The organism is Pantoea sp. USMM079 (genome assembly GCF_037153115.1).
Classification (GTDB): domain Bacteria; phylum Pseudomonadota; class Gammaproteobacteria; order Enterobacterales; family Enterobacteriaceae; genus Pantoea; species Pantoea communis.
Genome location: NZ_JBBCKX010000013.1, coordinates 1 through 14,812 on the forward strand (window position 1 = coordinate 1; position 14,812 = coordinate 14,812).

Genomic DNA, 14,812 nt, shown 5'->3' on the forward strand with positions numbered 1-14,812 from the left:
AGACACAGGACAGAGCACAAGAATTTGCCTGGCGGCTGTAGCGCGGTGGTCCCACCTGACCCCATGCCGAACTCAGAAGTGAAACGCCGTAGCGCCGATGGTAGTGTGGGGCCTCCCCATGCGAGAGTAGGGAACTGCCAGGCATTAAATAAGTGAAGAAACCCTGAACGAAAGTTCAGGGTTTTTTTACGTCTGCAAATTGGCGAAATCAATGCTAACAGCCACGAAGATCGCCAAAATACCGCTAAATGCGCTGCGAAAAAAGCTTGAAGTGCTCCGTAAAATCCCCCATTTTTCCTCTCAAACACTGTCATTACGCCTCATCTATATGCAAAAAACGCATAAAACACCGTGTTGGTCGCGCAAAGATGTAGCATAAATAGACGGATCAGACCTCCAAATCCCGCTTTAAACTGAAACATTTTCATAATCCGCATGAAGACTCGACATTCAGCGGATGCCAGGCTAACCTCGGGCATCTGGATGTCTAAACGTTTATACGGTTATCAGTAAGAGGTCAGTTAGCTATGCCAATCAGAATCCCCGACGAATTACCGGCAGTGAATTTTTTGCGTAATGAGAACGTGTTTGTCATGGCCTCATCGCGCGCCAGTGTTCAGGAGATTCGCCCGCTAAAAGTACTGATCCTCAACCTGATGCCAAAAAAGATCGAAACGGAAAATCAGTTCTTACGCTTACTCTCCAACTCGCCACTGCAGATCGACATACAGCTACTGCGCATCGACAGCCGTGAGTCACGCAATACGCCGAGCGAGCATCTCAATAACTTCTACTGCAACTTCGAAGATATTGAGCACGATAATTTCGATGGTCTGATCGTTACGGGTGCCCCGCTGGGATTGGTGGATTTCAATGACGTGGCATACTGGCCGCAGATTCAGCGTGTGCTGCACTGGGCGAAAGAACACGTCACATCCACGCTGTTTGTCTGTTGGGCGGTACAAGCCGCGCTGAACATTCTGTACGGCATTCCAAAGCAAACGCGTCAGAACAAACTTTCAGGCGTGTATGAACATCAAATCCTGCATCCGCATGCTTTGTTAACCCGTGGATTTGACGACAATTTCCTCGCGCCGCATTCGCGTTATGCTGATTTCCCGAGCCAGTTAATTCGCGACTATACCGATCTCGAGTTGTTTGCCGAATCTGACGCCACCGGGGCTTACCTGATGGCGAGTAAAGACAAGCGCCTGGCGTTTGTAACTGGCCATCCTGAATACGATGCGCTGACGTTATCCGGTGAATACCATCGTGATTATGATGCCGGGCTGCATCCGGAAGTACCGTTTAACTACTTCCCACAAGACAATCCTGAGCTGCCACCGCGTGCCACCTGGCGCAGCCACGGTAATCTGTTGTTCTCAAACTGGCTAAACTATTACGTTTACCAGATTACACCGTTCGATCTGCGTCATATGAACCCCACACTCGACTAAAGCAAAGCTCGCTTTTCTCGTTAAATGTGCCGTGACAGCCTCGTGCTGTCGCGGCATTTTTTTTGCCTTGCGCAATCTTGTGGAATCCATTGCCTTTAATTTGAGAGTTTAAATTACATATTTATCAGTACAATAAGGCAGTTTAAATATAAAAATGGAAATAGTTTTTGAAAATAAGATGAAAATCATTATGCTCTGATCTTGCCGGTTAAAAATCACCCTACACCCGGATCCCGTAAATGGGGACGGATCATAACAGGAGCAGCCCGCATGACAGATTCGGTTATCCACAATACGCTGACCTTCACTCAGCCCTTTACCTACGCGGAAAAGCAGCTGCTCACCCCGCAAGCCATCGACTTCCTGCACACACTGGTCGCGCGTTTTGCACCGGAACGTGAGCGCCTGTTAAAAGCACGTCAGCAGCGCCAGCAACGTTACGATCAGGGTGCCTTACCTGACTTTGATTCGGAAACCACTTCCATTCGTGAACGTGACTGGCAGGTTCGCCCGATTCCCCAATTGCTGCGCGATCGTCGCGTCGAGATCACCGGCCCGCCGGATCGCAAAATGGTGATCAACGCGCTGAATGCGAACGTCAACGTCTTCATGGCCGATTTCGAGGATTCGCTGGCACCCACCTGGCAGAAATTGATGGATGGCCAGCTGACACTGCGGGATGCGGTCAACGGCACGCTGAACTTCACCAGTGAAGCGGGCAAGATCTACCAGCTGAAATCCGATCCTGCTCTGCTGATGTGTCGTGTACGTGGGCTGCATCTGAATGAAAAACACGTTGAATGGCGCGATCGGGCCATTCCCGGCGGGCTGTTTGATTTTGCGCTTTACCTGTTCCACAACGTTGATGCGCTGCTTGAGAAGGGGCATGGCCCCTGGTTTTATCTGCCAAAAACCGAGCATGCATCTGAAGTGGCGTGGTGGCGTGAGATCTTCCGCTTTAGCGAGGATCGCTTAGATCTGCCGCGCGGCACCATCAAAGCCACGGTATTGATCGAAACGCTGCCGGCAGTATTCCAGATGGACGAGATCTTATGGGAGCTGCGCGATCATGTGGTGGGCCTGAACTGTGGCCGTTGGGACTACATCTTCAGCTACATCAAAACCCTGGCACAGCACGGCGATCGCATTCTGCCGGACCGCCAGCAAATCAGTATGGATCAGCCCTTCCTCGATGCCTATTCACGGTTGCTGATCAAAACCTGCCACCGCCGCGGCGCACTGGCGATGGGCGGTATGTCCGCGCTGATTCCGAGCAAAGATGCCGAGCGTAATGCGTGGGTGATGCAGAAAGTACAGGAAGACAAAGCGCGTGAAGCCGGCAACGGTCATGACGGCACCTGGGTCGCGCATCCGGGGCTGGCCGATATCGCCATGGCTGAATTCGACCGTCAGCTCGGCAATCAGCCTAATCAGCTGCAGGTCAGTCGTGATCAGGATGCACCCATCACCGCCGAACGTCTGCTGCGGCCATGTCGGGGTCTGCGCACTGAAGCGGGTATGCGCGCCAACATTCGCGTGGCGTTGCAGTACCTTGAGGCGTGGATTGGGGGTAACGGCTGCGTGCCGATTGATGGGTTGATGGAGGATGCCGCCACGGCAGAAATTGCCCGCACCTCCATCTGGCAGTGGATTCATCACAAGCAGATCCTCAGCGATGGCCAACTGGTGACCGCCGAACTGTTTGAGCGGCTACTCGATGAAGAGATGCTGGCCCTGCAACAAACGCTGGGCGAGGAGCGCTTCCGTAGCGGACGCTTTGCCGATGCCGCCGCGCTGATGGCGCAAATCACCACGGATAACGAACTGGTTTCTTTCCTTACTCTGCCGGGCTACCGCCTGCTGCCATGAACCTGGAGATAACGCTATGAATCGTCACCAACTGATCAAACAACTGGAATCGAGCTGGAACGACGCGCGCTGGCAGGGCATTACCCGCCCCTACAGCGCGGAAGATGTTATCAACCTGCGTGGCTCGGTGAATCCGGCCTGCACGCTGGCAGAGCGCGGGGCGAATAAACTGTGGTCGCTGCTCAACGGTGAGTCCACCAAAGGGTATATCAACAGCCTCGGCGCCTTAACCGGCGGGCAGGCAATACAGCAAGCCAAAGCCGGAATAGAGGCGATCTATCTCTCCGGCTGGCAGGTTGCTGCGGATGCGAATATGGCCGGGCAGATGTATCCCGATCAGTCGCTCTATCCGGCGAACTCGGTGCCGAATGTGGTCGAGCGTATCAATCAGAGCTTCCAGCGCGCCGACCAGATTCAGTGGGCGAATGGTCTGTCGCCAGAGGATGAAGGCTTTATCGATTACTTCCTGCCGATTGTCGCGGATGCAGAAGCGGGCTTTGGTGGCGTGCTCAATGCCTTCGAGCTGATGAAGTCGATGATTCAGGCGGGCGCCGGTGCAGTGCACTTTGAAGATCAGCTGGCCTCGGTGAAGAAGTGTGGCCATATGGGTGGCAAAGTGTTAGTGCCCACTCAGGAAGCGATTCAGAAACTGGTGGCTGCGCGGCTGGCAGCTGATGTCATGGGCGTGCCGACGATATTGCTGGCACGCACCGATGCGGATGCCGCTGACTTGATTACCTCCGACTGTGACGAGCGCGATGCGCCGTTTATCACCGGGCAACGTACCGCTGAAGGGTTCTTCCGTACTCGCGCCGGTATTGAGCAGGCGATCAGCCGTGGCTTGTCGTATGCGCCGTACGCAGATGTATTGTGGTGCGAAACCTCGACGCCGGATCTCGAACTGGCGCAACGTTTTGCCGACGCGATTCACGCGCAGTATCCGGGCAAGTTGCTGGCCTACAACTGCTCGCCGTCATTCAACTGGAAGAAGAATCTCGACGATCGCACCATCGCCCGTTTCCAGCAGGCATTAAGCGACATGGGCTATCGCTTCCAGTTCATTACGCTGGCCGGCATTCATAGCATGTGGTTCAACATGTTCGATCTGGCACACGCGTATGCGCAGGGTGAAGGGATGCGCCATTACGTTGAGAAAGTGCAGCAGCCGGAATTTGCCGCGCGCGAAAAAGGCTACACCTTCTCCTCGCATCAGCAGGAAGTGGGCACCGGCTATTTTGATCGCATCACCAACGTGATTCAGGGCGGCCAGTCTTCCGTGACCGCACTGACCGGTTCGACAGAAGCCGCGCAGTTCTGATCAGTCTGCATGCGTACCCTACGAAAATGGCACGACCCATTCGTAGGGTCGCCATTGATGCCGACTAAAACCGCATCGCGGACTTTCATCACGCCTGGCCCATGGATGGGCTCCCTTTGCCGGAGCGTTGCCGATGACACCGAGAGAATCTCTGATCGCCCACACCATTCTGCAAGGTTTCGACGCGCAGTATGGCCGCTTTCTGGATATCACCGCAGGCGCCCAGCAGCGCTTCGAGCAGGCCGACTGGCATGCCGTGCAGCAGGCAATGAAAGCGCGTATCCATCTTTACGATCACCATGTTGGATTGGTGACCAACCAACTGCGCATCCTCAATGATGTGTCAAACTGGGATGAAGCGTTCTGGCTGCGGGTGAAAAGCCACTATGAGACGCTGCTACCCGGTTATCCGCGCCATGAAATTGCCGAAAGCTTCTTTAATTCCGTCTATTGTCGCTTGCAGGGGCACAGCCATCTCGATCCCAATCGGCTGTTTATCTTCCCGTCGCAGCCCTATGTCGCCGCGCCGATGGCACAACGTCCATTGTCGCGGCTGTACCGTCCACAAAGCAGCTGGCATGAAGTATTAAGGCAGGTTCTGAACGATATTCCTTTGCGCTTGCCCTGGCAGGATATCACCCGCGATATCGGCTGGATCGTCCGCCACTTGCATGAACAGTTCAGCCCCGCTCAACTGGCCACCGCCACGCTGGATGTCGCCGGTGAACTGTTCTACCGCAATAAAACCGCCTGGATCGTGGCGCGATTACAGTTGAGTGATGGCATGGTGCCTTGCTTGCTGCCCATCCAGCGTGATGAGGCGGGACGCTTGTGGATCGACACCTGCTTAACCGACAGCGACGACGCCAGCATCGTGTTTGGCTTCGCACGCGCCTATTTTATGGTGTATGCACCGGTGCCCGCAGCGTTGGTTGCCTGGCTGCAACCGATTCTGCCGGGTAAAACCCTCGCCGAACGCTACATGGCCATCGGCTGCCAGAAACACGGCAAAACCGAATGCTACCGCGAATACCTGCATTATCTGTCACACAGCGACGAAGAGTTCACCATCGCGCCCGGCATCCGCGGCATGGTGATGCTGGTGTTTACACTGCCCGGATTTGATCGCGTATTTAAGGTGATTAAAGATCGCTTCGCGCCGCAGAAAGAGGTCACTGATGCGCAGGTGCGTGACTGCTATCGCATGGTTAAAGAGCACGACCGTGTGGGACGCATGGCTGATACGCAAGAGTTTGAGTACTTCGCGATACCGCGCGCACGTATTCCGGCAGCGCTGATGGAGGAATTTCAACGCGACATTCCGGAGAAAATGGAACTGCGTGACGACGTGCTGATCATTCGACATCTGTGGCTGGAGCGCCGTATGGAGCCACTCAATTTGTGGCTGGCGCAGGCCACACCAGAACAGCGTCAGCACGCGATTGGCGAATATGGCGATGCGATTCGCCAGTTGGCGGCAGCGAACATTTTCCCCGGCGACATGCTATTTAAAAACTTCGGCATGACGCGTCACGGCCGCGTGGTGTTTTACGACTACGATGAAATTCGCCCCATGACCGAATTGCAGTTCCGCGATGTGCCGCCAGCGCGTTACGAAGAGGATGAGCTGCAAGCCGAGCCGTGGTACAGCGTGGGGCCGGATGATGTGTTCCCGGAAACTTTCCGCTACGCACTCTGCAGCGAGCCGGGCACCGGTAAGTTATTGCTCGCGCTGCACCCGCAGCTGTTTGATCCGGGCTGGTGGCGCGCGCTGCAAACGCGCATCCGGGAAGGGCATATCGAAGAAGTGATCGCCTGGCGTGCCGGACAGCGTTTCAGCGCGCGCTATGCGTCGGTGGCTGCTTAGCGGCCAGAATAGGTTTGCGTGACCTGCCTGGCGGCGCGGATCACCAGCGCGCCCAGTTCGGTCACACGGTCGTCGGTCATGCGTGCTATCGGGCCGGAAATCGAGATGGCGGCAAAAGGCTCGCCGTGCTCATCATAGATGGGTGCCGCCACGCAGCGCAGGCCCAGCGCGTGCTCTTCATCATCGTGCGAAAAGCCCATCTTACGGATCAGCGCCAGATTCTCTTTCAGGCTGTGCGGAGACATCAAAGTTTTCGGCGTGTAGTGGTGCAATCCTTTCTGATGCAACAGCGCGGTCACCTGCTCATCGCTGAGATGGGCGAGAAATGCTTTGCCTGCGCCAGACGCGTGCATCGGTAGCTTACCGCCAATCGGTGCCGACATACGCATCAGCTGCGTACACTGCACCTGGTCGATAATCACTGCCTGATAGTCGCTGAGATCCAGCACCGCCAGATTCACTGTCTCTCCGGCATCTTCCATCAGTTTACGCAGGATGGGATGCACAATCGCCAGCAGATTGCGGCTCTGAAGAAAACTGCTGCCGACCACAAAGGCATGTGAGCCGATGGTCCAGAAGCCCAGATCACCAACCTGATGCACAAATCCCTGCTGCTGCATGGTGGTCAGCAAGCGATGCGTGGTGGAATTCGGTAAACCGGCCTGTTGAGCCAGCTCGGTCAGCGCGACGCTGCCGTGAGATTCGGCGATCAGTTCGAGTAAACGCAAACCGCGCGTCAGGGATTGAACTTGCCCACCTGCCGGGGCGCTGGTGGCTGTTGCGGCACGCGGTTTTTTTCCACGTTTCGCCGGTACTGGGGTTGCCATAACGTCTCCACAATCGCATCAATGCTGGAAACCATTTTCGTTTTTGGGCGTATGAATGCAAACGCTGCTTTACTGGTCGGATCTGTAATGCTTTCAGGCTGAAAATGTCTCATCTGTCGTGACTTTTGCTCACCGGAAAGTTATGCCAGTATGTTTGGCTGGCATATTAGCCAACGCAATAACGTGGACGGGGCGAGAGTGAGCAATAAAACAGAAATGCTGCATCAGCAACTGGCACAGCGGATTATGATTTTGGACGGTGGCATGGGCACCATGATTCAGAGTTATAAACTCAGCGAAGCCGATTTTCGTGGCAGCCGTTTTGCCGACTGGCCCTCCGATTTGAAAGGCAATAACGACCTGTTAGTGCTCACCAAACCGGACGTTATTCGCGAAATTCATGATGCTTATCTTGCCGCTGGCGCAGATATTCTGGAAACCAACACCTTCAACTCCACCACCATTGCGATGGCAGATTACGCGATGGAAGCTTTGTCAGCGGAGATTAACTTTGAAGCGGCAAAACTGGCGCGCGCCAGTGCGGATGCATGGACGGTAAAAACACCTGACCGACCGCGCTATGTTGCGGGCGTGCTCGGCCCCACCAACCGCACCTGCTCCATCTCGCCGGATGTGAATGATCCTGCCTTCCGAAACGTCACCTTCAATCAGCTGGTGGAAGCCTACCGCGAATCAACGCATGCGCTGATTGAGGGTGGTTCAGATCTGATCATGATTGAGACGGTGTTCGATACCCTGAATGCCAAGGCGGCGATTTACGCGGTGCAGGTCGAGATGGAAGCGATGGGCGTGAAGCTGCCGGTGATGATCTCCGGTACCATTACCGATGCCTCGGGTCGCACACTCTCCGGCCAGACCACAGAAGGTTTCTACAACTCACTGCGCCACGCCGAGCCGCTGTCGTTTGGCCTGAACTGTGCGCTCGGTCCAGACGAGCTACGCCAGTACGTGCAGGAGCTATCCCGCATTGCGGAAGGCTATGTCACTGCTCACCCTAACGCCGGTTTGCCGAATGCGTTTGGTGAATACGATTTAGATGCGGCAACCATGGCTGAACAGATCGGCGAATGGGCGCGAGCCGGTTTCCTGAATATCATCGGCGGCTGCTGCGGTACCACGCCGGAACATATCGCGGCGATGGCGGCGGCGGTTGAGGGCGTTGCCCCCCGCCAGCTGCCTGAAATCCCTGTTGCCTGCCGTCTGTCCGGTCTGGAACCCCTGAATATTCACGCTGATTCGCTGTTTGTGAACGTCGGTGAACGCACCAACGTCACGGGTTCGGCCAAATTTAAGCGTCTGATTAAAGAAGAGAAGTACAACGAAGCGTTGGATGTGGCCCGTCAGCAGGTGGAAAGCGGCGCGCAAATTATCGATATCAACATGGACGAAGGCATGCTGGATGCGGAAGCTGCGATGGTGCGCTTCCTCAACCTGATTGTCGGTGAACCCGATATCGCGCGCGTACCGATCATGATCGACTCCTCCAAGTGGGAGGTGATCGAGAAAGGGCTGCAGTGCATTCAGGGCAAAGGCATCGTTAACTCAATTTCGATGAAAGAGGGCGTTGAGCCGTTTATCGAACACGCGCGTAAAGTGCGACGCTACGGTGCCGCCATGGTGGTGATGGCGTTTGATGAAGTCGGCCAGGCGGATACCCGCGCACGTAAAATCGAAATCTGTCGCCGAGCCTACAAGATCCTGACGGAAGAGGTCGGTTTCCCGCCAGAAGACATCATTTTCGACCCAAACATCTTCGCAGTCGCCACCGGTATTGAAGAGCATAACAACTATGCGATGGACTTTATCGGCGCCTGTGAAGACATCAAGCGCGAGCTGCCGCATGCGATGATCTCCGGCGGCGTGTCTAACGTGTCGTTCTCGTTCCGTGGTAACGATCCAGTGCGCGAGGCGATTCACGCGGTGTTCCTCTATTACGCGATTCGCAATGGGATGGATATGGGCATCGTCAACGCCGGTCAGCTGGCGATCTATGACGACTTGCCCGCAGAACTGCGTGATGCGGTGGAAGATGTGGTGCTGAACCGTCGTGACGATGGCACTGAGCGTTTGCTGGAGCTGGCGGAGAAATATCGCGGTAGCAAGAGCGACGGTGAGCAGGAGAAGCAGCAGGCCGAATGGCGTAGCTGGGATGTGGTTAAACGTCTGGAATACTCGCTGGTAAAAGGCATCACAGAGTTTATTGAGCTGGACACCGAGGAGGCGCGTCAGGCTGCGTCGCGTCCGATTGAAGTGATCGAAGGGCCGCTGATGTCCGGCATGAACGTGGTCGGTGATCTGTTCGGCGAAGGCAAAATGTTTCTGCCGCAGGTGGTGAAGTCCGCGCGCGTGATGAAGCAGGCGGTGGCTTATCTCGAACCTTACATTGAAGCCAGCAAAGAAGTCGGGCGCAGCAACGGTAAAATCGTGCTGGCGACGGTGAAGGGCGATGTGCATGACATCGGTAAAAACATTGTCGGCGTGGTGCTGCAGTGTAATAACTACGAAATTATCGATCTTGGCGTGATGGTGCCAAGTGACAAAATCCTGAAAACCGCCATTGCTGAAAATGCCGATATCATTGGGCTTTCCGGGCTGATTACGCCTTCGCTGGATGAGATGGTCAACGTGGCGAAAGAGATGGAGCGCCAGGGCTTCACCATCCCGTTACTGATTGGCGGTGCGACCACGTCGAAAGCGCATACGGCAGTGAAGATCGAGCAGAACTACAGTGGTCCAACGGTGTATGTGCAAAACGCCTCACGCACCGTGGGTGTTGTCTCTTCACTGCTCTCAGAAAGCCTCAAAGAGGAGTTTATGGCCCGCACGCGCAAAGAGTACGACACGGTGCGCATTCAGCACGCACGTAAGAAGCCACGCACGCCGCCGGTCAGCCTGCAAACCGCACGCGACAACGATTACGCCATCGACTGGGAAAGCTATACGCCGCCGGTCGCGCATCGCCTTGGGGTCAGCGCGGTTGAAGCCAGTATCGACACCCTCCGTAATTACATCGACTGGACGCCGTTCTTTATGACCTGGTCGCTGGCGGGGAAATACCCGCGCATTCTCGAAGATGAAGTGGTGGGTGAAGAGGCTAAACGCCTGTTTGCCGATGCCAACGCCATGTTGGACAGGCTCAGTGAAACCGGCACCCTCAATCCGCGTGGCGTAGTCGGTATTTTCCCGGCAAACCGCGTCGGAGACGATATTGAAGTCTACCGTGATGAAAACCGCGATCAGGTGATAGGTGTGAGCCATCACTTACGTCAGCAGACCGATAAAACCGACTTCGCCAACTACTGCTTAGCTGACTTTGTCGCACCGAAATCCAGCGGTAAAGCCGATTATCTCGGCGCGTTTGCTGTCACCGGTGGACTGGAAGAGGATGCGCTGGCCGAAGCGTATGAGCAGCAGCATGATGATTACAACAAGATCATGGTCAAGGCGCTGGCAGATCGTCTGGCAGAAGCTTTTGCCGAATATCTGCATGAGCGGGTACGTAAGGTGATTTGGGGCTTTGCCGCACATGAGAACCTGAGTAACGAAGAGTTGATTCGCGAAAATTATCAGGGCATTCGTCCTGCTCCGGGCTATCCGGCCTGTCCGGAACACACGGAGAAAGCGCAAATCTGGCAGTTGCTGGATGTGGAGACGCACACTGGCATGAAGCTCACGGAGTCCTTTGCTATGTGGCCGGGTGCGGCAGTATCCGGCTGGTATTTCAGCCATCCGGACAGCAAATACTTCGCTGTGGCGCAGATTCAGCGCGATCAGGTGGAAGATTACGCGGCGCGTAAAGGAATGAGTGTCAGCGAGGTTGAGCGCTGGCTGGCACCGAATCTGGGTTATGACGCGGATTGATGGGCTGATGGCGTAAAAGGATACGCAGAGCATTCAGTCGGGGCCCAACCAGGCAAGGCCCCGAAACTTCCAGGTATGCGCCTGGAGGTCAACGCCGTTTCAACCTTCCACACTTGTCGTTAATTAAACCGCGCATCACGATCTGAGGTCATGTCATACAGCTGATATTTACGCCCCAGCATCTGTCCGCCATCACGCGTTAGCGGCACCCAATTCACCTGCGCACGGCCACGGGTTGGCGTCACGGTAAACAGATCCATTGGAATCGAGATATAGAAGCCTTTGGTGAAGTCGCCTTCGCCATAGGCTTCGGCGGACACGTTGGTTTTGGTGGCGTAGAAGCCGACCATCACACCGCTGTCGAAGCGCTTCGACACATCGACCGTCACACCTTTATCTTTCGCCAGATATTCACCGACGCTGGCTTTCACCAGCACGTCCTGCATGAACCATGGGCGCCAGTACGCGGTGAAGTGTCCGGTTGGCGCTTTGTAGTCGGTGAACTGCATCATGTTGTCCCAGTCACGTTGTTTCACGTAGTTGGCATCAACACCAAAAGCCCAGTTGCTGTCTATCGGACGATACAACACTTCACCACCCACGCCGCCGTACATGGTTTCGAGATAACCGCCGTACACCTGGCCATAGAAGCCATTGCCGAGATACCCCATGTAGTTGGCTTGCAGGTCATTAACGTAGACATTGTTCTCGACGTAGTCGCGAATATGGGTACGCACGCGCGGCAGGGTGGAGTCAGCCGGTGCGCCGTTGTAGTTAAATTTGTCGTAGTTATTGGCGAGGTTACCAAACAGGCTGCCGCTAACCAGCAGGTGATCGGTCAGTGCGTAATCAACGCTGCCCATCACGCCCAGTTGGTACATGTAGAAGCTCTCAGGCCCACCAACCGACTGATTGAGCACCGGTGCCAGATTGTAGTGAAGGCGATCTTTGCGGATAAAGAAGCCTTGTTCAGTCTCGCCAGGATCGACCGGATTCTCACGCGTCTGCTGCAGCGGCTGCTCATGACCCAGCGGGTAACCGCTCAGCGCATTGTGCAGACTGGCGACATCAGTGCGGGTGGTCACCTGCGGCATATTGAGACGCGACTCGGTGACATCTATGGTATCAATGCCGGCCGGCAGGTTGTTCATGATGATGCGATTGGCACGATCGACGCCTTCGCGCGTATCGCGGTATTTCGTCTGTTCGCCAGAGACATACAGCGTACTGCCTTTGGTCTGGATGCGCGGACCGCTTAATCCGGCGTTGTACTTCAGATCGGTCAGCTGGTTGGCTACCACCGTCGGTTGCAACAGATCACCCTGCGGCTGCGGGTTATAAGCCGGTTTGGCACTATCAATGTGCGACTGGCGCAAATCGTTGAAGTTAGTGCGCACGGTCACGCCAAACATAAAGGTGTTGCCACGCTCATAGCTGGCGTTGATATCGGCCCAATCGGTCAGACGATAAATCGCTCCCACGTTGACCTTGCTGCGCTGTTCCAGACGTCCGGCAAAGTCATCCTGATAGTCATTGCCTTCATATTCCAGCTTCAGACGTAGCGGCTGCCAGGGGGTTTGATACTCCACGCCGCCAAACAGTGCTGCCGGGCCGTGGAACATCTGGGAACCATTGATAGAACCCGCCGAGCCACCGCCGGTACGGCTACAGAAGCTATCGCTGTAGGAGCAGAACGGGTTTTTGATACTGCCGCTGTTACCGAGGTAGCCCCAGCCGATGCCCATGGTGAAATCAAACGGTCCCCAGGCTTTGGTTGCCACCAGATATTCACTGTCAAACAGGCCGGTACCGCCCAAATCACGCGATCCGACTGCCACTTCAGGCAGCCAGTAGCTCTCCTGCCACAGACGCAGTTTCACATCGAAGGCTTTGTCTTTATAACTTTGGTCGCCACTGAAGCCTTCAACTGCGCTATAGCGGCGCGTACGCACGTCAGTGTAACGCACGGTGGTTTCCAGCCATGGGAACAGCTGCAGCGAAGCAGAGTAGTAGCGATATTGATCGTTATCGCGGAAGTTCAGGCTGAATTCGCCCTCTTTTGCCATACGTGCCGTGGGGGTCTGCATCAAACCCACGCCGCCGAAATCCGATTGTGATGGCCCGATGGGTTCCGGCCAGGTTTCCGCGTGCACCTGGCATGCCGCAGAGACAGAAGCAGCCAACAGGCTGAGAAGTAATTGTTTTTTCATCAGTCTGGAATCCGGTGTGTCAGAACAGAAAGCATGCGCGCATTCAAATCAGCTTTTCCCCACGGCAGGCTCCATGAGGTAAAGCCCAGCCAGATGATGCTGCCGGGTGCCACTTCCACGTGACGTTGATTCCAGTAGGCGACCGGCACCTGCTGCATCTGGCCCGAAGGCGAGATCACCGTGGCGAAACTGCGCTCGGCTCCTGACAGGCGATCGTGGGTATCAAGGTAATCACGCACGGTGCGACCGGGTTGCCAGCTTGCTTTGCCGGGATGTTCCAGCGCGCCGAGAATCAGCACCTGGTCAGGCCGAGGCAGCGTGTAGAGGTCGTAGCTGCCCTGTAGCGTGCGATTGGCTTCTGGACGCAAGCGCACCCAATCAGGATCGAGTTCAGTGAACTGGCGTCCGGTGACCTGTATCGCGCTGAGCTGGTGGATCACCGCGCCAATGGTCGCTGCCAGCGCATCGCCGCTTTCGGCCTGCCAGGTGCGTAAATCAGCCAGCAACTGTTGCTGTTGTTGCTGTGCCACCGCCGTTGCGCCACGTTCAGCGATCACCGTACCGGGCCACCAGGTGTGCAGTGCCGGGTTGGTGACCAGCTGCGCCAGATTCTGCGCATGATCGATCTGCAGGATGTTTTGGCCATGCAAGTCATGCACGGTCACCTGGCTATCCGCCAGCGCATAACCGGCAGTCAGTAAGGCGACAGCCGTTAGCAGGGGTGTGATTATTTTCATGATTTCGCCGGCTTCAGAATGGTGGTTTCAACAGGGAAAGCGTCTGCGGCCAGCATTTGATTTGCCTGCAACACCGCGCCATCACGGTTATCGATCCAGAAGGTGTTTTGCCATTCTGCGCCCAGACTCTCCATGCGGACTGTCTCGATCCATACGCGACATGGCACGCGTTCGCCTGTCACATTCAGCACCGCGTCATCGCCGCGCTGAAATTGAGATACGGCGGTGGCGGCGCGCACGCGATCTTTCTCGCGCCACTGCACCACGCGGGTCCAGCTGGCGTTGTTTTGCAGATGCAGTGGATCGGCGAGCGGGTCTTGCGCCAGATTACTCACGTCATCGAGGTTGCTGGCCAGCCCCAGGGTCTTCACCAGACGTCCGTGCTGCATCACCAGCATCGCTTTATCCTGGGTGATCCATTTCTGCTGGCCGTTTTCGTCATACCCAAGTACCACGAAGATACGCGGTCCTTCATTGATGCGCGCATACAGGCTGGCGTAAGGGAGACTGGCAACCTGCTCATCGGTGACGGTGACATCATCCGGACCTTTCACGGCCAGCATCACGGTTTGTTCCAGGCCTTTTTGTGTTTGTGTGCAGGCCTGCAGCAGCAGGCAGAAAAGTAGCAAGGAGAGTCGGTGCACT

Annotated in this window: 9 protein-coding genes and 1 rRNA gene; 6 read left to right on the forward strand and 4 right to left on the reverse strand. The window is 55.7% G+C overall.

Translation table 11 applies throughout. From position 1 onward, the window contains the following. Window positions 1–27: 27 nt before the first annotated feature. From rrf to aceK, 5 genes are all read left to right on the forward strand, one after another. Window positions 28–143, forward strand: a 5S ribosomal RNA gene (gene rrf, locus WFP70_RS16665). A 384-nt stretch (window positions 144–527) separates the two neighbouring features. Further along, window positions 528–1,457, forward strand: coding sequence for a homoserine O-acetyltransferase MetA (gene metA, locus WFP70_RS16670; protein ID WP_034827128.1), 930 nt, complete (start codon window positions 528–530; stop codon window positions 1,455–1,457). Window positions 1,458–1,727: 270 nt separating this feature from the next. Next, window positions 1,728–3,326 carry a malate synthase A gene (gene aceB, locus WFP70_RS16675; RefSeq protein ID WP_337023875.1) on the forward strand — a complete coding sequence of 533 codons (1,599 nt, stop codon included), beginning with the start codon at window positions 1,728–1,730 and terminating at the stop codon, window positions 3,324–3,326. Window positions 3,327–3,342: 16 nt separating this feature from the next. Continuing rightward, window positions 3,343–4,644, forward strand: a complete 1,302-nt coding sequence (aceA, locus tag WFP70_RS16680; RefSeq protein WP_337023876.1) for an isocitrate lyase — start codon at window positions 3,343–3,345, stop codon at window positions 4,642–4,644. Window positions 4,645–4,777: 133 nt separating this feature from the next. Then, window positions 4,778–6,511: a bifunctional isocitrate dehydrogenase kinase/phosphatase gene (aceK, locus tag WFP70_RS16685; RefSeq protein ID WP_337023877.1), complete on the forward strand. Its 1,734-nt coding sequence runs from the start codon at window positions 4,778–4,780 to the stop codon at window positions 6,509–6,511. Here the strand turns inward: aceK and iclR are convergent. Next, on the reverse strand, window positions 6,508–7,338 hold the full coding sequence (gene iclR / locus WFP70_RS16690; RefSeq protein WP_038643723.1) for a glyoxylate bypass operon transcriptional repressor IclR: 831 nt from the start codon (window positions 7,336–7,338) through the stop codon (window positions 6,508–6,510). The genes aceK and iclR overlap by 4 nt on opposite strands. A gap of 198 nt (window positions 7,339–7,536) precedes the next feature. Between iclR and metH the strand changes: the two genes are divergently transcribed. Continuing rightward, window positions 7,537–11,220 carry a methionine synthase gene (gene metH, locus WFP70_RS16695; RefSeq protein WP_337023878.1) on the forward strand — a complete coding sequence of 1,228 codons (3,684 nt, stop codon included), beginning with the start codon at window positions 7,537–7,539 and terminating at the stop codon, window positions 11,218–11,220. A 119-nt stretch (window positions 11,221–11,339) separates the two neighbouring features. On the opposite strand, the gene WFP70_RS16700 is transcribed toward metH, so the two are convergent. From WFP70_RS16700 to WFP70_RS16710, 3 genes are read right to left on the reverse strand one after another with little or no spacing between them, the layout of a single operon-like run. After that, window positions 11,340–13,430, reverse strand: coding sequence for a YjbH domain-containing protein (locus WFP70_RS16700; RefSeq protein WP_058960031.1), 2,091 nt, complete (start codon window positions 13,428–13,430; stop codon window positions 11,340–11,342). Next, on the reverse strand, window positions 13,430–14,167 hold the full coding sequence (locus WFP70_RS16705) for a capsule biosynthesis GfcC family protein (RefSeq protein WP_337023879.1): 738 nt from the start codon (window positions 14,165–14,167) through the stop codon (window positions 13,430–13,432). The genes WFP70_RS16700 and WFP70_RS16705 overlap by 1 nt, the downstream gene beginning before the upstream one ends. Next, complete coding sequence (locus tag WFP70_RS16710) at window positions 14,164–14,811, reverse strand: YjbF family lipoprotein (RefSeq protein WP_337023880.1); 648 nt, start codon at window positions 14,809–14,811, stop codon at window positions 14,164–14,166. The genes WFP70_RS16705 and WFP70_RS16710 overlap by 4 nt, the downstream gene beginning before the upstream one ends. Window position 14,812: the final 1 nt, after the last annotated feature.